This is a genomic window from Pantoea sp. App145, from assembly GCF_047947045.1.
In the GTDB taxonomy this organism is placed as follows: domain Bacteria; phylum Pseudomonadota; class Gammaproteobacteria; order Enterobacterales; family Enterobacteriaceae; genus Pantoea.
Genome location: NZ_CP133290.1, coordinates 549,704 through 568,598, shown reverse-complemented (window position 1 = coordinate 568,598; position 18,895 = coordinate 549,704). Strand labels below are relative to the sequence as shown.

16 protein-coding genes, 1 pseudogene and 1 other annotated feature are annotated in these 18,895 nt (G+C 53.0%); of the genes and pseudogenes, 9 read left to right on the top strand and 8 right to left on the bottom strand.

Annotation, left to right across the window (positions count from 1 at the left end):
• Positions 1–295: 295 nt before the first annotated feature.
• From RCF31_RS02565 to topA, 4 genes are all read right to left on the bottom strand, one after another.
• Positions 296–475 (bottom strand): hypothetical protein, encoded by a 180-nt coding sequence (locus tag RCF31_RS02565; RefSeq protein ID WP_299453507.1) that lies wholly within the window; start codon positions 473–475, stop codon positions 296–298.
• A 3-nt stretch (positions 476–478) separates the two neighbouring features.
• A complete protein-coding gene (locus tag RCF31_RS02560; RefSeq protein ID WP_013509244.1) occupies positions 479–637 on the bottom strand; it encodes a YmiA family putative membrane protein in 159 nt (52 codons plus the stop codon).
• 492 nt (positions 638–1,129) lie between these two features.
• The gene (gene cysB / locus RCF31_RS02555) at positions 1,130–2,104 is read right to left on the bottom strand and encodes an HTH-type transcriptional regulator CysB (protein WP_021183095.1); all 975 of its coding nucleotides are present in this window, start codon (positions 2,102–2,104) and stop codon (positions 1,130–1,132) included.
• A 191-nt stretch (positions 2,105–2,295) separates the two neighbouring features.
• Complete coding sequence (gene topA, locus RCF31_RS02550; protein ID WP_084875105.1) at positions 2,296–4,896, bottom strand: type I DNA topoisomerase; 2,601 nt, start codon at positions 4,894–4,896, stop codon at positions 2,296–2,298.
• 370 nt (positions 4,897–5,266) lie between these two features.
• Between topA and RCF31_RS02545 the strand changes: the two genes are divergently transcribed.
• A complete protein-coding gene (locus RCF31_RS02545; protein ID WP_416412395.1) occupies positions 5,267–5,515 on the top strand; it encodes a DUF2498 family protein in 249 nt (82 codons plus the stop codon).
• A 26-nt stretch (positions 5,516–5,541) separates the two neighbouring features.
• Here RCF31_RS02545 and sohB read toward each other — a convergent pair whose 3' ends face one another.
• Complete coding sequence (gene sohB, locus RCF31_RS02540) at positions 5,542–6,588, bottom strand: protease SohB (protein ID WP_299453499.1); 1,047 nt, start codon at positions 6,586–6,588, stop codon at positions 5,542–5,544.
• A gap of 177 nt (positions 6,589–6,765) precedes the next feature.
• Between sohB and RCF31_RS02535 the strand changes: the two genes are divergently transcribed.
• Together RCF31_RS02535 and cobO are read left to right on the top strand one after the other, a co-directional pair.
• Positions 6,766–7,530, top strand: a complete 765-nt coding sequence (locus tag RCF31_RS02535; RefSeq protein WP_416412394.1) for a YciK family oxidoreductase — start codon at positions 6,766–6,768, stop codon at positions 7,528–7,530.
• Positions 7,527–8,117, top strand: coding sequence for a cob(I)yrinic acid a,c-diamide adenosyltransferase (cobO, locus tag RCF31_RS02530; RefSeq protein ID WP_299453493.1), 591 nt, complete (start codon positions 7,527–7,529; stop codon positions 8,115–8,117). The genes RCF31_RS02535 and cobO overlap by 4 nt, the downstream gene beginning before the upstream one ends.
• Before the next feature lie 37 nt (positions 8,118–8,154).
• Here cobO and rluB read toward each other — a convergent pair whose 3' ends face one another.
• Positions 8,155–9,027, bottom strand: a complete 873-nt coding sequence (gene rluB / locus RCF31_RS02525; protein WP_208715232.1) for a 23S rRNA pseudouridine(2605) synthase RluB — start codon at positions 9,025–9,027, stop codon at positions 8,155–8,157.
• Positions 9,028–9,850: 823 nt separating this feature from the next.
• Here rluB and RCF31_RS02520 point away from each other — a divergent pair.
• Entirely contained in the window at positions 9,851–10,507 is a 657-nt protein-coding gene (locus RCF31_RS02520; RefSeq protein ID WP_416412393.1) for a serine protease, read from the top strand.
• Here RCF31_RS02520 and RCF31_RS02515 read toward each other — a convergent pair whose 3' ends face one another.
• Positions 10,508–11,128, bottom strand: a complete 621-nt coding sequence (locus RCF31_RS02515) for an L-threonylcarbamoyladenylate synthase (RefSeq protein ID WP_299453484.1) — start codon at positions 11,126–11,128, stop codon at positions 10,508–10,510.
• A 12-nt stretch (positions 11,129–11,140) separates the two neighbouring features.
• Complete coding sequence (rnm, locus tag RCF31_RS02510) at positions 11,141–12,025, bottom strand: RNase RNM (protein WP_313687968.1); 885 nt, start codon at positions 12,023–12,025, stop codon at positions 11,141–11,143.
• Positions 12,026–12,179: 154 nt separating this feature from the next.
• Positions 12,180–12,284: a sequence feature (Trp leader region), on the top strand.
• A gap of 23 nt (positions 12,285–12,307) precedes the next feature.
• On the opposite strand from rnm, the gene RCF31_RS02505 reads away from it, so the two are divergent.
• The 5 genes and pseudogenes from RCF31_RS02505 to trpA all read left to right on the top strand — a co-directional run bounded on the left by RCF31_RS02505 (position 12,308) and on the right by trpA (position 18,871).
• Positions 12,308–13,870, top strand: a complete 1,563-nt coding sequence (locus RCF31_RS02505; RefSeq protein WP_299453479.1) for an anthranilate synthase component 1 — start codon at positions 12,308–12,310, stop codon at positions 13,868–13,870.
• Positions 13,870–15,463: pseudogene (gene trpD / locus RCF31_RS02500) on the top strand (bifunctional anthranilate synthase glutamate amidotransferase component TrpG/anthranilate phosphoribosyltransferase TrpD). The gene RCF31_RS02505 and the pseudogene trpD overlap by 1 nt, the downstream one beginning before the upstream one ends.
• 1 nt (position 15,464) lies before the next feature.
• Positions 15,465–16,832 carry a bifunctional indole-3-glycerol-phosphate synthase TrpC/phosphoribosylanthranilate isomerase TrpF gene (trpCF, locus tag RCF31_RS02495; protein ID WP_299451161.1) on the top strand — a complete coding sequence of 456 codons (1,368 nt, stop codon included), beginning with the start codon at positions 15,465–15,467 and terminating at the stop codon, positions 16,830–16,832.
• A 45-nt stretch (positions 16,833–16,877) separates the two neighbouring features.
• The gene (gene trpB / locus RCF31_RS02490) at positions 16,878–18,068 is read left to right on the top strand and encodes a tryptophan synthase subunit beta (protein WP_084875136.1); all 1,191 of its coding nucleotides are present in this window, start codon (positions 16,878–16,880) and stop codon (positions 18,066–18,068) included.
• Positions 18,068–18,871 carry a tryptophan synthase subunit alpha gene (trpA, locus tag RCF31_RS02485; protein ID WP_299451162.1) on the top strand — a complete coding sequence of 268 codons (804 nt, stop codon included), beginning with the start codon at positions 18,068–18,070 and terminating at the stop codon, positions 18,869–18,871. The genes trpB and trpA overlap by 1 nt, the downstream gene beginning before the upstream one ends.
• The last annotated feature ends 24 nt before the right edge of the window (positions 18,872–18,895 follow it).

The following is an 18,895-nucleotide window of genomic DNA, read 5'->3' as shown; positions in this document are numbered from 1 at the left end:
AGGCATTTAAAATGAGAAACAATTTGAGTTATTGGATTACATTATCATCCACACAGCAGCGGCCCAAAAAAGGAATGAAAAGGCATATATGCTGAACCATGACATTGTTGTTGTTGCATTCATAGAGTCACTCCCTCCCGGATTCCGGGTAAAAAGGGATAACGTCCTCAGCCAGAGCTGATGACACCATTTTTATATGCTGAGTGTTAAAAGAGGGGCTTTAAAGTTGCCCGCCGGATAACCCGGAAAAGAAGGACTGCTCGTTGATATAAAAAGAGCAGAACGCAGATCTGCGTTATTTGGACTTCGGATCCATGAATGATTCAATAAAGTGACGCTGCTTTTCACTCAGTTCCCACGATGAAGGGATCGCCACTTCCTGTTCCGTGCTGGCAGCATCTTTTGCTTTACACACAGGTGTGTTGGGCTGACGTGCAGAAACTGAAGATTTACTGCTGAGTGTATTTGCCCACATGGCTTAACCCCACATACGCCAAATCATTAGTGCCACCACTACCCAGAACAAGGCTGATGCAGCGAAGACAGTCAACCAGGCTTTGCGACGGATGTTACCTGAACGCTCAACCTTAGTGCTTTTAGCCCGGAAATCCGGTTGTACTGTTAATCTCGTAGCCATAGTTTTTGATAATCACTCTCAATAAAACGATTGATGACATCGATTAAGATTTAGGACGAATCCTAAACGCGTTAAGACCAAAAATCCAGTTATTTTTATTGAGCACAACGATTAATGCTATTTATCAAAATGTCAGAAACTGATGAGATAAATTTAATAACTAAGCAAACTATTAATTAAATAGTTACATTGTAAATTTGGGTTAAATCAAAATTAGATCCAATCTTAATTCAACCTTAATTTACCGGGCCAGCTAAAAAGCCCTTCCCCATCAACTCTTAACTGGAGTATGGGAATATTCCTGGGATCTCGCAAAGCGGTAAAGTAAAAAATGTGTACTAATTCGCATTTAAGAACTAACAATGAAAAAACATGTGACCGATGTTTCATTTACAAAAAAATAATGAAAATTTTTGAGCTACGGCTGGCGCTAAGTAAGGAAAAAACTGAGGGTACCAGTCAGGCACCCCGAAAAAATAATGACTTAGCGGATCACTTAAAAGGTAACTTGATATCACGGAACATGGCTTCAATATCTTCATTGGAGCGCAAGGCGACTGCGGTATCCACTACATCGCGGGTCAGATGCGGAGCAAAACGCTGAATAAAATCATACATATAACTACGCAGGAAGGTACTGCGTCTGAAACCAATCTTCGTGGTGCTATTGGTAAATATCTCTGATGCTTCAATGCGGACTAAATCCGGGTCGGAAACCGGGTCCACCGCCATGCTGGCAATCACTCCCACCCCTAATCCTAAACGGACATAGGTCTTGATGACATCCGCATCGGTGGCGGTAAAGACAATACGTGGCGTCAGTCCCGCACGATTAAACGCGGTATCCAGCTCAGAGCGTCCGGTAAAGCCGAAGGTGTAAGTCACCAAAGGGAACTCGGCCAGTTCCTCAATCGTCACCTGCGCTTTCCCGGCCAGCGGATGGTCCGGCGTCACCACTATTGCGCGGTTCCAGTGATAGCACGGCAGCATAATCAGGTCGTCGTAGAGATGCAGCGCTTCGGTGGCAATAGCAAAGTCAGCATTGCCTTTAGAAACCGCTTCAGCAATCTGGGTAGGTGAGCCCTGATGCATATGCAGGGACACACGTGGATAGCGTTCGATAAAGCCTTTAATGACTCCCGGCAGCGCATAACGGGCCTGAGTATGGGTCGTCGCGACATACAGTGAACCTTTATCTGGCCAGGTATGCTCACCGGCAACCGATTTGATCGCATCGACTTTGGATAGCACTTCACGGGCAATGCGAATGATTTCCTCACCCGCTGGGGTAACCTGCGTCAGATGTTTACCGCTGCGGGCAAAAATCTGCACGCCCAGTTCATCTTCCAGCATTCTGACCTGTTTACTGATGCCTGGCTGCGAAGTGTATAAGCCTTCTGCGGTGGAAGAGACATTGAGGTTGTGATTGACCACTTCAACGATGTAACGCAACTGCTGCAATTTCATAGTTATATCTTCCCGGTAGGCGACAGAGTAGCAATCCCCCATGAGCGTGTTTCCGCCCTGGTTGAGGTATTTCAGGGAATGCACGTCAGCGAAACGTAAAATCTATAACCACTATATCAGTTAAAGAAAGAATGTAGAACGATTAGCTATAAGGATGGGAAAAAGGCCAGCAAATGCTGGCCTTGGGGAGATTACTTTTTCGCTTCCTGCCATTTGCCGTCGATATAGAAGGCAGACCAACCGGTCGCTTTGCCCTCTTTTTCTGAGGCAACATATTGCTGCTTAGTCTTGCGACTAAAGCGCACCATGGTTTTGTTGCCTTCCGGATCGGCGGCCGGTGCTTCTGCCAGATATTTCAGTTTTTCCGGCAGGCGGTCAGCGAAACGCTGTAACTCTTCCACCAGCGGCGCACGGGTCTCGCGCGATTTCGGGAAGGTATTGGCGGCCAGGAATACACCGGCTGCGCCATCACGCAGGACGAAATATGCATCCGATTTCTCGCACGGCAGTTCCGGCAACGGTACCGGATCTTCCTTCGGCGGCGCGACTTCACCGTTACGCAGGATTTTGCGGGTATTTTTACACTCGTCGTTGGTACAGGCCATGTACTTACCGAAACGTCCCATTTTCAGGTGCATTTCAGAACCACATTTTTCGCATTCAACGATCGGGCCGTCATAACCTTTGATACGGAACTCGCCCTGCTCGATTTCGTAGCCATCACATTCCGGGTTGTTACCACAGACATGCAACTTGCGCTGATTATCAATCAGGTAGCTGTCCATCGCAGTGCCGCACTTCTGGCAACGGCGGCGGGCGCGTAATGCGTTGGTTTCCGCATCGTCGCCTTCCAGCACGTTCAGCACTTCGTTTTCCGGGATCAGGTTGATGGTCTGCTTACAACGCTCTTTCGGCGGCAGCGCATAACCGGAACAACCGAGGAACACGCCGGTGCTGGCGGTGCGAATGCCCATCTTACGTCCACAGGTGGGGCAATCGATGGAGGTCAGCACCATCTGGTTCGGCTGCATGCCGCCTTCTTCCGGCTCTTTTTCGGCCTGATCCAGCTGCTGGCTGAAATCGCTAAAGAAAGAGTCCAGCACACCTTTCCACTCGGCCTGGTTGTTTGCCACCTGATCGAGGCTGTCTTCCATGTGCGCGGTGAAGTCGTAGTTCATCAGCTCACGGAAGTTCTCTTCCAGACGATCGGTGACAATCTCACCCATTTTTTCCGCGTAGAAGCGACGGTTCTCGACCCGCACATAACCACGGTCCTGAATCGTCGAGATGATGGAAGCATAGGTAGAAGGACGACCAATACCGCGCTTTTCCAGCTCACGCACCAGCGAAGCTTCACTGAAACGGGCTGGCGGCTTGGTAAAGTGCTGGCTTGGCAGCAATTCTTTCAGATCCAGCACATCGCCAACATTCACCGGCGGCAACGTCAGATCTTCATCATTCTTGCGCAGCGCAGGCATCACGCGAGTCCAGCCATCAAAACGCAAAGTGCGTCCTTTGGCTTTCAGTTTGAAGTCAGCTGCGCCCACGGTCAGCGTGGTGGAGTCATACTGCGCTGGCACCATCTGGCAGGCAACGAACTGACGCCAAATCAGCTGATAAAGCTTCTGCGCGTCCGCTTCCATATCCTTCAGCTTATCCGCCACGATCTCCACGTCAGAAGGACGAATCGCTTCGTGCGCTTCCTGCGAATTGTCTTTGCTGGCGTAAGTGTTAGGCGCCTCTGGCAGATATTTCTTACCAAAATTCTGGTCGATATAACCGCGTGCCATAGCAATGGCATCCTGACTCAGGTTGGTGGAGTCAGTACGCATATACGTGATGTGGCCCGCTTCGTACAGACGCTGTGCCATCATCATGGTTTTCTTCACGCCGAAGCCAAGGCGCGTACTGGCCGCCTGCTGCAGGGTAGAAGTAATGAAAGGCGCAGAAGGCTTGCTGCTGGTCGGTTTATCTTCACGATCCAGCACGTCATAACGGGCTTTCTGCAGCAGCGCAACCGCCGCATGGGTCTGTTCACGGTTAACCGGACGGAAGGCTTTATCACCCTGATGCGTCACCTGCATCGCCAGCGCATCGCCTTTGGGCGTAACGAAGTCAGCATCGATTTCCCAGTATTCTTCCGGGACGAAGGCTTTGATTTCGCGCTCGCGCTCCACCACCAGACGCACCGCCACTGACTGCACACGACCGGCAGACAGGCCACGGGCGATTTTCTTCCACAGCAGCGGAGAAACCATATAACCCACCACGCGGTCCATAAAACGGCGCGCCTGCTGAGCATTAACACGTTCGATATTCAGCTCGCCCGGCTTATCAAACGCCTGACGAATCGCATTTTTGGTGATTTCGTTAAACACCACGCGGCTAAAACGCTTGTCATCGCCACCAATAACCTCGCGCAGATGCCAGGCAATGGCTTCCCCTTCGCGGTCAAGGTCGGTTGCGAGATAGATGTGATCAGCATCGGCCGCAAGGCTTTTCAATTCTGAAACCACCTTTTCTTTACCCGGCAGAATCTGATAATCCGCCTGCCAGCCATGCCAGGGATCCACGCCCATGCGGTTCACCAGCGCGGCTTTTTCATCTTTCTTTACCTTCTTACCGGCGGGTTTCGCTTTTTCCCCGTCGGCACTTTTACGGGTCGTTGAACCACTGGTCGGCAAATCACGGATATGACCGACGCTGGATTTCACCACGTAGTCATTACCGAGGTATTTATTGATTGTTTTGGCCTTTGCCGGGGATTCAACGATGACGAGTGCTTTACCCATATGTACCTTTACCTAATTGAAACGTCCTGATAAACGGGAGAGGATTGGAGACCCTGAAACCCAATGGGTTCAATATTGCTGCCACTTTTTCACTTTTCAAGGCAACCGGGACAATCTCAGGTCAGATTGCATCGACTTATGCAACTTTATGATTAGGAGCGAGTTTTCCATCTGACAGTATCACACATCCCGGTGTGATCTCCCTGAAATCTGAATCGCCCACACTCTACCTGATAAAATCCGTTACGCAACTTAATTAGCACTCTGTTTAATTTTGCGCCAGTTTTGTCTGTTGCCACTGATTTGCACCTCCCGCTCACTGGCAAGTAATATAGAAGGAGAAAAGTGACTGTCAAAAAAGGAGTGAATAATGTCAGCATTGACGGAATCCATTTCACGCCAGGTGTTACTGGAAAAAGCCAATCAGCTCATCAAAGAACACGATGATTATTTCGCCGGTATGGAAGCCAATGAGGTCATCCAGCAAGGGGACGTGTTAGTGTTTCGCGGCCCCTTCTTTCTTGATGAACAAGGTTTACCCACTGTCAAAACCACTGCCGTATTTAACGTGTTCAAATACCTGGCGCTGACCTTTTCTTCCCACTATCACCTGGAATAAAAAAACCCGGCCGGAGCCGGGTGGTTTTACAGTAGCGGCTTATTACCACGCTGCCACATTTTCAGAATTACCCGCTCCGCTGCCAGGCTGGCGCTATGGGTCACGCGATCGATCATTTTGCGTTTGCGGGCATAGTGCACGCCGAGCACGGTAAAGCGGTCCATCTGATGGATAATCAGCGCATCGCTGGTGCCAATTTCGTCAACCAGCCCCAGGTCCAGCGCCTGGCGACCATACCAATGCTCGCCGGTCGCCACCTTCTCCAGGTCGAGCGTCGGGCGCATCTGATGGACAAAATCTTTAAACAACTGATGCGTTTCGTTCAGATCTTCGCGAAACTTTTCCCGGCCTTCGTCGGTATTTTCGCCAAACAGCGTCAGGGTACGTTTGTACTGACCCGCGGTATGCAGCTCGACATCGATATCGTTACGTTTCAGCAGACGGTTAAAGTTGGGGATTTGTGCCACGACCCCGATCGAACCAACGATCGAGAACGGTGCCGCGACAATGCGATCGGCTACACACGCCATCATATAACCGCCACTGGCGGCCACCTTATCCACCGCCGCCGTCAGCGTCAGACCCGCATCGCGGAGCCGTTGCAGCTGCGACGCCGCCAGGCCATAACCGTGCACCACCCCGCCGGGGCTTTCCAACTTCAGCAGCACTTCATCGCCCGGTGTGGCTACCGCCAGCACCGCAGAGATCTCTTCACGCAGTGAGCTGACTTCTCCGGCGTCCATACTGCCTTTAAATTCCAGCACATACAGCGTCGGCTTTTCCGCTTCCGCTACACCGGCTTTGGCATTACGTTTGGCGGTTTTTGCTTTCTGCTTCTCTTCTTTTTTATGCTGTTTCAGCCAGACTTTTTGCATCTGAGGCTTCATTTTCGCCAGCTGCAAATCTTCTTTCATCTGGCGGTAGTCTTCATCCAGATGGGTTAAACGCAGCTGACCGCCGCTGTGACGTTTACGCAGCGCCGCATTGAGCACAATCAGAACAATAGCTGCGATCGTCACCACTACGGTGACGGCCTTGGCCAGAAATAATCCATAGCTGGAGAGTAAATCCATTCTGCCGCCTTATTAAACAGTGAATTACAGACAAAGGCTGAGTTTACCCGCTTTACCCGCGTTCGTCGCCTGAATTGCCCGCAGGCGGCACAGAATGCACGGTAGAGCGATTGCACCGAACGCCAATTTGAGGCATAAAACCAAAAAAACCCTCTGACCTGTGCAAAGGACATCGCTGTGCATTATCAACCGAAAAGCGATCTGCTTGAAAATCGTATTATCCTGGTCACCGGCGCCTCTGACGGCATTGGCCGCGAAGCTGCATTAACCTATGCGCGCTATGGTGCGCAGGTGATCCTGTTAGGCCGTAATCCCGATACGCTGCAACAAACGGAACACGCAATCAATCGACTCAACAAAAAGCCCGCGTCATCATTGCTACTGGATTTCTCCCATGCCACGCCAGAAAGTTGCCAGCAACTGGCACAACAGCTGGCCCAGCAGGTACCGCGTCTGGATGGCGTGCTGCATAACGCCGGCATTCTCGGTGAAATTGTACCGCTTGCCGAACTGGAGCCGCATATCTGGCGTCAGGTAATGCAAATTAACCTCGATGCCACCTTTTTTCTCACCCAAGCCCTGCTGCCATTGCTGCTGAAATCCGATGCCGGCTCTCTGATCTTCACCACCTCAAGCGTAGGCCGGGTGGGCCGTGCGGGTTGGGGCGCTTATGCCGTGTCAAAATTTGCCACCGAAGGCATGATGCAGGTATTGGCTGATGAATATAAAAATCGCCATTTACGGGTAAATTGCATTAATCCGGGCGGTACTCGCACCAAAATGCGCGCCAGCGCCTTCCCGGATGAAGATGCCAGCCTACTGAAGACTCCGACTGATTTGATGCCGCTCTATCTTTATTTAATGGGTGATGACAGCAGACGGAAAACCGGCATCAGTTTTGACGCACAGCCAGGACGCAAACCCGGACCAGCCAGCGCATGAGTGAACAACGTCATCAGCAACGCCAGCAGCGTTTAAAAGAACAGGTAGATGCACGTATCGCGGCAGCCAGTGAAACCCGTGGCATTCTGATTGTGTTTACCGGCAATGGTAAAGGCAAAACCACCGCGGCATTTGGCACCGCATTGCGCGCTTGTGGCCATGGCAAAAAAGTGGCGGCGATTCAGTTTATTAAAGGTGAATGGCCCAACGGCGAACGTAATCTGCTGGAGCAGCATGGGGTGGAATTTCAGGTGATGGCAACGGGCTTTACCTGGGAAACGCAGAACCGGGCAACCGATACCACCGCCTGCCAGCAGGTGTGGCAACACGCGCGACGCATGCTGGCTGATCCGCAGTTGGATCTGGTGATTCTTGATGAGATCACCTACATGGTCAGCATGGATTATCTGGATCTGGATGAATTGGTGACGGCTTTAATCGAGCGGCCGCTGGAGCAAACGGTAATCATTACTGGCCGCGGTTGTCACCGTACATTACTGGAGATGGCCGATACCGTGACGGAAATGCGCCCGGTAAAACACGCGTTTGATGCCGGCATTCAGGCTCAGCAAGGTATTGACTGGTAAAAACAATTGACGCCGCAAAGGCGGCGTCAATGATAACTCAGGAACCGCGCTTACTGCTGCGACGGGGCGAGTTACTGACCTGGCTGTGACGTTTCACTGCACGGCGAATCTGGTTCGCTTTAGTGCGACGACGATCTTTCTCCACCGCCACTTTGGTCACCGTCTCTTCCGGCATCTCAACCAGGGTACGCAGATAGTTTACCGCCGGTAATTCCAGCTCCATCCAGCCACCACGCGGCAGGCCTTTAGGCAGTTGAATATCACCATAACGCACACGCATCAGACGGCTCACCTGCACGCCAACCGCTTCCCATAAACGACGGACTTCACGGTTACGGCCTTCGGTCAGCGTCACGTTGTACCATTGGTTGATACCTTCGCCACCCGCGAAACGCAGCGTTTTGAATGCCGCCGGGCCGTCTTCCAGCTGCACGCCTTTGCTCAGCTGGCGAATTTTATCATCGCCAACTTCACCGAACACGCGTACCGCGTATTCACGTTCAACTTCACGGCTCGGGTGCATCAGGCGATTCGCCAGTTCACCATCGGTGGTAAACAGCAACAGGCCACAGGTATTCACATCCAGGCGACCAACGGCAATCCAGCGCGATCCACGCAGGCGAGGCAGGCGGTCAAACACCGTCGGACGCCCTTCCGGATCGTTACGGGTGCAGAGTTCACCTTCGGGTTTGTAATACGCCAGCACCCGACACACTTCCGTGGTGGATTCAGCGATGGAAACCACATGGCCATCAATACGGATTTTCAGGGATTTATCATTTTCGATGCGATCGCCCAGCGTCGCCAGTTTGCCATCAACGCTGACGCGTCCGGCAGAAATCATTGTTTCGATTTCGCGGCGCGAACCATGACCGGCACGCGCTAATACTTTCTGTAGTTTTTCGCTCATTGAGCTGCCTCGTTGTCGCCTTCCCAGGCGTCGTGGTAAGAAGGTACAGATACAGGGATTACCAGTTCCCGTATCGGAATCTGTATCACCCACGCGACATCAGCTGTCAGGTCGGCAGGCGGCCCGCGATTTTACACTAAGCATAGCAGCGTTAACACCTTTTCCTTTGCTGCCGATAATAATGGCCGCAGCTATGCCTGTCTGTTTTATCAGCAAACCCCATACATTCGTCTTACTGATAGATCGCACCCACCATACCTTCCCTGCCGCAACTCAAGCCCCTGAATTTTTGTTATTTTAAAATGCGTTATTTCTGCTACAACTCAGCGGTACTTAAACAACCTGATACATTAGCCGCTTTCAAGACTGATCCGATAGCAGAGGCATCCAGACTTATAGATAATCACCACTACATAGACTGAAATGCATAAACAAAACAGCATAAAAAACTAACCAAGTGAGTTAATTAAGACTTATCAGATCACCGAATAAAAAATTATCAGCTTATTAATATTTCACGTTGGATTAAGTCTCTATTTTCTGAATTATTTTCCATGAATTAAAATTGATGAATTGTTCTGAATAAAAAACTGTGTAAAATTTGAACCTGAAATCCGATGTATCGTGATAATAAAAACATTGCCATGATAATTTAGATTCTATTTCCTAACATTTTGTTAACGATCATCGTGCAATTTCATTGATAATATAAACCGGCGCGCGCGGGAGTTGTTGCGTTAATTCATTCAGGTACGAATTAAACTTGCATGCCAAAAATCTTCACCAGGGATTTTACCAGCATGCCTGAATAAAGATCACTATCATGAGAACTTCTCTGCTTTGGCCTGCGCTCGCGTCGCTGGCACTGAGCGGTTGTTCCGTGGGCCATACTGAGTATAGTCGTGCGGCGCTGCAACACGTTGATATGAGCGTGACCGGCATCCCGACTGTACTGGGTTTAGGTGTCCTCGGCACAACCATCCCTTTAACGCCAGAATACAGCCTGACGGCAGCTCACGTGGCCACCACTGCCGTGCAGCGTGTAAAGGCGTATCATCCCTATTGTGATGTTGCCATTATTTATCACAAGAACGATCCTAAGACGTTGGTTAAATTCCGCAAAAGTGCCATTGGCGAGCCGATTAAGATGTACGGTTACAGCTTTATTTCTGCCATGCCCGTTGAATCAAATGGTGTGAATTTAGCGCGTACCGCAATCAATAATCACTGGAATAAAAAACCCTGCGTGGCGATGGCGACAAATGCTGGCGTGGTTCAGGGAATGTCAGGAGGTGCGGTATATAATGCAGACCAGACTATGGCTGGCGTTATTGTCGGATATAGCCATGAAATCGATAATGTGCGCAGTGGTAAAACGGTCCTGAAAGATGTGTCGCTCTATATTCCGTATGGCGAATTCAGAACCTGGCTGGAAACCAATATTGGCCAGACGCCGGAGACGACACCTGGCCACGTATAATTACAGGAAAGGGCGAATATCGCCGACGCCTTCACGCACAATGACTGGAGCATCGCTGGTGAGATCGACCACCGTGGTCGGCTGTTGTCCCAGCGTACCGCCATCGATGATCAGATCGACCAGTTTACCGATGTTGTGCTGGATCTCTTCCGGGTCGGATTCGGTAAAGTCATTACCCGGCAGCATCAGCGAGGTCGACATCATCGGCTCATTGAGTGCCTCCAGCAGCGCCAGCGCCACCGGGTTTGAAGGCACACGCAAACCAATGGTCTTACGTTTATCGTTCATCAAGCGACGTGGCACTTCTTTGGTGGCTTTCAAAATAAAGGTGTAATTACCGGGCGTATTATTTTTGATGATACGAAACGCCGAGTTATCCACCTGCGAATACGTCGAGAGTTCTGACAGATCACGGCACATCAGGGTGAAATTGTGGTGCCCATCCAGCTGTCGGATACGGCAGATGCGCTCCATGGCATTTTTCTCTTCGAGACGGCAACCCAGCGCATAACCGGAATCGGTCGGATAAACAATAACCCCGCCTTTATTCAGATAGTCAACCGCCTGGTTGACCAGACGTGGCTGCGGATTATCCGGATGAATATGGAACAGTTGACTCATAAAAACCTCATATCACCTGTCTGCTGGGACCAGATCAGGCGCAAGTGCAGGAAAACGTTCCCAGATCGGTTCGACACCGCCGGGTAACCACAACTTACGCCCCAACTCGATCCACGGACAGGGTTGGTGAAAATCAGATCCCTGCGACGCCGCCAGTTGATGATCGCGGGCATAGGTTGCCAGCTGACTGCGTTCATTAGGTGCCTGCTGGCATTGCGCCACTTCCATCGCGTCACCGCCCACCTCTGCGAAATGGGCGATCAGTCGTCTCAGCCATTTGCCGGATAGACCATAACGCCCCGGGTGAGCCAGCACGGCATAGCCACCGGAATCATGAATTGCATCAATGGCTTGTTTAATTGTACACCATTGTGGCGGCACATAACCGGTTTTACCGCGTGCCAGATAATTCTTAAACACCTGGGCCAGGTTGTCCGCTTTACCGATTTCCACTAAATAGCGGGCAAAATGACCACGGGTAATCACCCCACCCTGCGCCAGTCGTTGCGCTCCTGCCAGTGCGTCAGGAATGCGTGCACGCTCCAGACGCTCGGCAATCAGCAGCGCCCGTTCAACCCTGCATTGATGTTGTTGCGCCAGAAATTGCGTCAGCTGCGGATGCTGGCAATCCACATGGAGCCCAACGATGTGGATTTCATGATTCTCCCACAATGTTGAAGCTTCCAGTCCGGCCACCACCTTAAGCGGTAGCGCCTGCTCCAGCACCGTCGATTGTGCTTCCGCCACGCCAGCAACGGTGTCGTGATCGGTAATGGCGAGCACACCGACACGCATTTCAGCCGCGCGCTGCACCAGCGCCGCCGGGGTGAGCACGCCATCGGAAGCCAGGGTATGGCTGTGTAAATCGTAAAGGGGAAAACGGGGGATGTCCGTCAAGATAACTCCAGCAACTGCATGAACCGGCAGGCATGATAACGATTTTGCCCTGAACTGAAAAAGGGTATTGACTTTTTTCAGCCGAACCAGTTAACTAGTACACAAGTTCACACGTAACGGGTATTTAATCATGGCTGTTGTTCATACGCATTCAAATGGTTGGTGGCGCGATGTTCCCGAACACGGGCGACGTCGTCGTGCACAACTTGCGTAAACGCTGTGCAGATACCTGAGCCCGCCACCGAGCGGGCTTTTTTTTGAGCTAAATTCAGAGAAATCATCATGCCAAATGCGAAACCTACATTGAAGTTGATTACCGGCACCGCGCCCTACCGCGAAGATCCGGCCGCAGTGTTTCATCAATTATGCGGCGCACGTCCGGCAACCTTGCTGCTCGAATCCGCTGATATCGACAGTAAACGTAACCTGAAAAGCCTGTTAATCGTTGATAGCGCTCTGCGTATTAGCGCACTGGGCAACGTGGTCACTATTCAGGCACTGTCGGAAAATGGCCGGGCGCTGCTGGCGCTGCTGGATGAAGCGCTGCCACAGACGGTGCGGATTGCGGTGCGCCCGGATGGCCGCGAGCTGCACTTCCCACAGCCGCGAGATTTGCAGGATGAAGATTCCCGCCTGAAAGCGTTGTCGGTGTTTGATGCGCTACGCCTGATCCCCCAGCTGGTGCAAAGCCCGGTGGAAGAACGTGAAGCCATGTTCCTCGGTGGTCTGTTTGCTTACGACCTGGTGGCAGGATTTGAAGATCTGCCTGAATTGCAGAATGACCAGCGCTGCCCCGACTATTGCTTCTATCTGGCTGAGACCCTGCTGGTGATTGACCATCAGGAACGCAGCGCCCGTCTGCAGGCCAGCCTGTTCTGTCCGTCCACCAGTGAGTTCCAGCGTCTGCAGAGCCGTATCGAACAATTACGCGGGCAGATGACGCAGGCCGCCCCTGCTCTGCCGGTGCAGACAGTGGAACATATGGTGTTAAGCACCAACCAAAGCGACGAGGTTTACTGCAACGTCGTCAGAGAGATGCAGGAAGCCATTCGCATTGGCGAAATTTTCCAGGTGGTGCCATCACGCCGTTTCTCACTGCCGTGCCCGTCACCGCTGGCCGCTTATGACACACTGAAGAACAGCAACCCCAGCCCGTATATGTTCTTTATGCAGGACCAGGATTTCGCGCTGTTCGGTGCCTCGCCGGAAAGCTCGCTGAAATACGACGCCACCAGCCGCCAGATTGAAATCTATCCGATTGCGGGTACCCGTCCGCGCGGCCGTCATGCTGATGGCTCGCTGGATCGCGATCTGGATAGCCGTATCGAGCTGGAAATGCGTACCGACCATAAAGAGCTGGCCGAGCATTTGATGCTGGTGGATCTGGCGCGTAACGATCTGGCGCGCATCTGCGTACCTGGCAGCCGTTATGTGGCCGATCTGACCAGCGTTGACCGCTACACCTTTGTGATGCACCTGGTCTCACGCGTAGTCGGTACGCTGCGTCATGATCTTGACGTGCTGCACGCTTATCGCGCCGTGATGAATATGGGCACCCTGAGCGGCGCACCCAAAGTGCGCGCCATGCAACTGATTGCCAATGCCGAAGGCACCCGCCGCGGCAGCTACGGCGGTGCAGTGGGTTACTTCACCGCGCATGGCGATCTCGACACCTGCATCGTTATCCGTTCGGCATGGGTAGAGGATGGTGTTGCCACCGTGCAGGCCGGAGCCGGTGTGGTGCTGGATTCGCAACCCCAGGCGGAAGCCGACGAAAGCCGTAATAAAGCCCGCGCCGTGTTGCGCGCCATTGCCACCGCCCATCATTGCAAGGAGATTTTCTGATGGCCGACATCCTGCTGCTCGATAATATCGACTCCTTTACTTACAACCTCGTTGATCAGCTGCGGACCTTCGGCCACAACGTGGTGATCTACCGTAACAATCTGCCCGCCGAACTGCTGATTGAGCGTTTGCAACAGATGGAAAACCCGGTGCTGATGTTATCTCCTGGCCCGGGCGCACCGAAAGATGCTGGTTGTATGCCTGAACTGTTGCAGACATTACGTGGCCGCCTGCCGATTATCGGCATTTGCCTCGGACATCAGGCGATTGTTGAGGCCTACGGCGGTCATGTCGGCCAGGCGGGTGAGATTCTGCACGGGAAAGCCTCGTCAATTACCCATGATGGCATCGGCATGTTTGCCGGCCTGAGCAATCCGCTGCCGGTCGCGCGTTATCACTCGCTGGTTGGCAGCAATACCCCCGCTGAACTGACGGTAAATGCCAGCTATAACGGCATGGTGATGGCTGTGCGCCACGATGCCGACCGCGTGTGCGGTTTCCAGTTCCATCCTGAATCTATTCTGACCACCCAGGGCGCACGTTTGTTAGAACAAACGCTGGCCTGGGCGCTGGCGAAGTAATAGGGAGATAATGATGCAAGCTATTCTGGAAAAACTTTATCAGGCCCAGACACTGACCCAGGCCGAGAGCCATCAGCTGTTTAGCGCCATTATTACCGGCCAGCTGGAACCGACCCAGCTGGCCGCCGCGCTAATCGCCATGAAAGTACGTGGCGAGCGCCCGGAAGAGATCGCCGGTGCCGCCTCCGCGCTGCTGGAAGATGCCAAACCCTTCCCGCGTCCGGATTACACCTTTGCTGATATCGTTGGCACCGGTGGCGATGGCAGCAACAGTATCAATATTTCCACTGCCAGTGCTTTTGTCGCGGCCACCTGTGGGCTGAAAGTGGCGAAACATGGCAACCGCAGCGTGTCGAGCAAGTCCGGTTCGTCCGACCTGCTGGCAGCGTTCGGCATCAATCTGGATATGCCCGCAGAACAGGCGCGGCGTGCGCTGGATGATCTGAATGTGTGTTTCCTGTTTGCCCCGCAGTATCACAGCGGTTTCCGCCATGCGATGCCGGTGCGTCAGCAGCTAAAAACCCGCACGCTGTTTAACGTGCTCGGCCCATTGATCAATCCGGCGCGTCCACCGCTGGCGGTGATTGGTGTCTACAGTCCGGAGCTGGTGCTGCCCATCGCCCAGACGCTGAAAGTGCTTGGCTATCAGCGTGCAGCTGTGGTGCATGGCGGCGGTATGGATGAGGTTGCGCTGCACAGTCCGACCCAGGTGGCGGAACTGCGTGACGGTGAAATCACCGGTTATCAGCTAACCCCGGAAGACTTTGGTTTCCGTTATCACGACAAAGAAGCCCTGGCGGGCGGCACCCCGGAAGAAAACCGTGACATTCTGACGCGTTTACTCCAGGGTAAAGGCCAGCAAGCCCACGAGGAAGCCGTGGCGGTCAACGTGGCGATGTTGCTGAAAGTATTTGGTAATGAAGATTTGCGTGACAATGCGCAGCGTGCCCTTACCGCGATTCGCAGCGGCCAGGCATACGAACGCGTTGTCGCCCTGGCAGCGAGAGGATGAGATGAGCATTAAGGGAACCGTGTTAGAAAAAATTGTGCTGGATAAAGCCGTATGGGTGGAAGCGCGCAAAACACAGCAACCACTGACGACCTTCCAGAACAGCCTGCAACCGGCCGAACGCCATTTTTACGATGCGCTGCGCGGCACGCGTACCGCTTTTATTCTGGAATGTAAGAAAGCGTCCCCGTCGAAGGGTTTGATTCGCGACGACTTTGATCCCGCCACCATCGCTGGCGTCTATCGTCATTATGCTTCTGCGGTATCAGTGCTGACCGATGAGAAATACTTCCAGGGCAACTTCGAATTTCTGCCCATCGTCAGTGCAGCGATTACCCAGCCGGTACTGTGCAAAGATTTTATCATCGACCCTTACCAGATTTACCTGGCACGTCATTATCAGGCCGATGCCATCCTGCTGATGCTGTCAGTGCTGGATGATGATCAGTATCGCCAGCTGGCTGCCGTGGCCCATAGCCTGAAAATGGGCATTCTGACTGAAGTCAGCAATGAAGAAGAGCTGGAGCGCGCCATTGCACTGGAAGCGAAGGTGGTCGGCATCAATAACCGCGATCTGCGCGATCTGTCGATTGACCTGAATCGTACGCGCCAGCTGGCCCCCCGTCTCGGCCATGGCGTGACGGTGATTAGCGAGTCCGGCATTCATAACTATGCTCAGGTACGTGAGCTGAGCCATTTCGCTAACGGTTTCCTGATCGGTTCCGCTCTGATGGAAGAAGACGATCTCAATGCTGCGGTACGTCGCGTGCTGATGGGTGCGAATAAAGTATGTGGTCTGACTCGAGCGGAAGATGCCCGCGTCGCGCATGAAGCCGGTGCTATCTACGGCGGCGTGATTTTTGCGGCGGGTTCACCGCGCCAGGTCAGCACTGAACAGGCCCAGGCGGTGATTGCCGCGGCACCGTTGAAATACGTCGGCGTGTTCCGTAACAACAGTATCAGTGACGTTGTCACGCAGGCGACGGCACTCAACCTGTTTGCGGTTCAGCTGCACGGCGATGAAGACCCGACGTTTGTTGCCGAATTACGCCAGACCCTGCCTGCTAATGTGCAGATCTGGAAAGCGCTGAGCATCAAAGACGCGTTACCCGCACGCGACTGGCCGCACGTCGATCGTTATGTCTTTGATAATGGCCAGGGCGGTACCGGCCAGCGTTTTGACTGGTCACTGTTGCAAGGCCAGAAGCTGGACAACGTGCTGCTAGCCGGTGGATTAAGCGCCGACAACTGCGTCGAAGCCGCACAGCTCGGTTGTGCGGGTCTGGATTTCAACTCTGGTGTGGAATCGGCCCCTGGTATTAAAGATGCCAGCAAGATCGCCGCAGTATTCCGCACGTTACGCGCCTATTAATTTCTCTTGCCCGCCGGGAGCGGGTTGGATAAGGAAGATGAGAAGATGACGTTACTGAATCCCTATTTTGGCGAATTTGGCGGCCAGTATGTGCCGCAAATCCTGATGCCGGCTTTGCGTCAGCTGGAGGCCGCGTTTGTCGAGGCTCAGCGCGATCCGGAATTTCAGGCGGAATTTACTGACCTGCTGAAGAACTATGCGGGTCGCCCTACCGCACTGACATTGTGCCGCAACCTGACTAAAGGCAGTAAAACCCGCCTGTATCTGAAGCGGGAAGACCTGCTGCACGGTGGCGCGCATAAAACCAACCAGGTGCTGGGCCAGGCATTACTGGCAAAGCGCATGGGTAAAAACGAAATCATCGCAGAAACCGGAGCCGGTCAGCACGGCGTTGCCTCGGCGCTGGCATGTGCGTTACTCGGGATGAAGTGCCGCATTTATATGGGTGCGAAGGACGTCGAACGTCAGTCACCAAACGTGTTCCGTATGCGTCTGATGGGGGCCGAAGTTATTCCGGTACACAGTGGCTCGGCGACGCTGAAAGACGCCTGTAACGAGGCCCTGCGCGACTGGTCTGGCAGCTATGAAACGGCCCACTACATGCTCGGTACCGCTGCTGGTCCACACCCGTTCCCAACCATCGTTCGCGAATTCCAGCGTATGATCGGCGAAGAGACCAAAGCGCAGATTCTGGAAAAAGAAGGACGCCTGCCGGATGCGGTGCTGGCTTGTGTCGGTGGTGGCTCGAACGCTATCGGTATGTTTGCTGATTTTATCGATGAAACCAGCGTTGGCCTGATCGGCGTGGAACCGGCAGGTCACGGTATCGAAACCGGCGAACACGGTGCGCCGCTAAAACACGGCCGCGTAGGTATCTACTTCGGTATGAAAGCGCCGATGATGCAGACTGAAGAGGGACAGATTGAAGAATCCTACTCCATCTCTGCCGGTCTCGACTTCCCGTCTGTCGGACCGCAACATGCCCATCTCAACAGCATCGGTCGTGCTGAATATGTGTCGATTACCGATGACGAAGCGCTGGATGCCTTTAAGCAGCTGTCGCGTTCAGAAGGTATTATCCCGGCACTGGAGTCATCTCATGCGCTGGCCCATGCGCTGAAGATGATCCGCGAGAATCCGGAAAAAGAGCAATTGCTGGTGGTTAACCTGTCCGGCCGCGGTGATAAAGATATTTTCACCGTTCACGATATTCTGAAAGCGAAGGGAGAGATCTGATGGAACGTTATAATCAGCTATTTAAACGTCTGTCGGCGAACAAAGAAGGTGCGTTCGTTCCTTTCGTTACCCTCGGCGATCCCTCGCCGGAGATGTCGCTGAAAATTATTGATGCATTGGTTGCCGGTGGTGCCGATGCGCTGGAGTTAGGCATTCCCTTCTCCGATCCACTTGCGGATGGACCGACTATCCAGAACGCCACGCTGCGAGCTTTTGCTGCCGGTACCACTACCGCGCAATGCTTCGAAATTCTCGCCAGCGTGCGCCAGAAATATCCCGACCTGCCGATTGGTCTGCTGATGTACGCAAATCTGGTGTTCAGTAAAGGGATCGATAATTTTTACGCGCAATGTGAAGCTGTGGGTGTGGATTCCGTGCTGGTGGCAGATGTCCCGGTGGAAGAATCAGCCCCGTTCCGCCAGGCAGCGATGCGTCACAACGTCGCACCAATCTTTATCTGCCCGCCGAATGCCGATGATGACCTGCTGCGCGAGATCGCTTCACATGGCCGTGGCTACACTTATTTTCTGTCACGCGCCGGGGTAACCGGTTCAGAAAACCGCGCTCACGTGCCGCTGCAGCATCTGATCGACAAACTGCATGAATACCATGCTGCGCCGCCATTGCAGGGGTTCGGTATCTCAGAACCCGGTCAGGTGAAAGAAGCGGTAGCGGCCGGTGCGGCCGGTGCGATTTCGGGATCGGCGATTGTGAAGATCATCGAACGTAACCTTAACCAACCTGATGTGATGCTGAACGAGCTGCAAACCTTTGTCAGCAATCTGAAAGCCGCCACCCGTTAGTGCCCTGCCCGCCTTATCCGCTCA

Bases quoted from the DNA above. Each gene is read 5' to 3' on its own strand.
- RCF31_RS02565 (WP_299453507.1), bottom strand. From the start codon at position 475: ATGTGGGCAAATACACTCAGCAGTAAATCTTCAGTTTCTGCACGTCAG.
- RCF31_RS02560 (WP_013509244.1), bottom strand. From the start codon at position 637: ATGGCTACGAGATTAACAGTACAACCGGATTTCCGGGCTAAAAGCACT.
- cysB (WP_021183095.1), bottom strand. From the start codon at position 2,104: ATGAAATTGCAGCAGTTGCGTTACATCGTTGAAGTGGTCAATCACAAC.
- topA (WP_084875105.1), bottom strand. From the start codon at position 4,896: ATGGGTAAAGCACTCGTCATCGTTGAATCCCCGGCAAAGGCCAAAACA.
- RCF31_RS02545 (WP_416412395.1), top strand. From the start codon at position 5,267: ATGTCAGCATTGACGGAATCCATTTCACGCCAGGTGTTACTGGAAAAA.
- sohB (WP_299453499.1), bottom strand. From the start codon at position 6,588: ATGGATTTACTCTCCAGCTATGGATTATTTCTGGCCAAGGCCGTCACC.
- cobO (WP_299453493.1), top strand. From the start codon at position 7,527: ATGAGTGAACAACGTCATCAGCAACGCCAGCAGCGTTTAAAAGAACAG.
- rluB (WP_208715232.1), bottom strand. From the start codon at position 9,027: ATGAGCGAAAAACTACAGAAAGTATTAGCGCGTGCCGGTCATGGTTCG.
- RCF31_RS02520 (WP_416412393.1), top strand. From the start codon at position 9,851: ATGAGAACTTCTCTGCTTTGGCCTGCGCTCGCGTCGCTGGCACTGAGC.
- RCF31_RS02515 (WP_299453484.1), bottom strand. From the start codon at position 11,128: ATGAGTCAACTGTTCCATATTCATCCGGATAATCCGCAGCCACGTCTG.
- RCF31_RS02505 (WP_299453479.1), top strand. From the start codon at position 12,308: ATGCCAAATGCGAAACCTACATTGAAGTTGATTACCGGCACCGCGCCC.
- trpCF (WP_299451161.1), top strand. From the start codon at position 15,465: ATGAGCATTAAGGGAACCGTGTTAGAAAAAATTGTGCTGGATAAAGCC.
- trpB (WP_084875136.1), top strand. From the start codon at position 16,878: ATGACGTTACTGAATCCCTATTTTGGCGAATTTGGCGGCCAGTATGTG.
- trpA (WP_299451162.1), top strand. From the start codon at position 18,068: ATGGAACGTTATAATCAGCTATTTAAACGTCTGTCGGCGAACAAAGAA.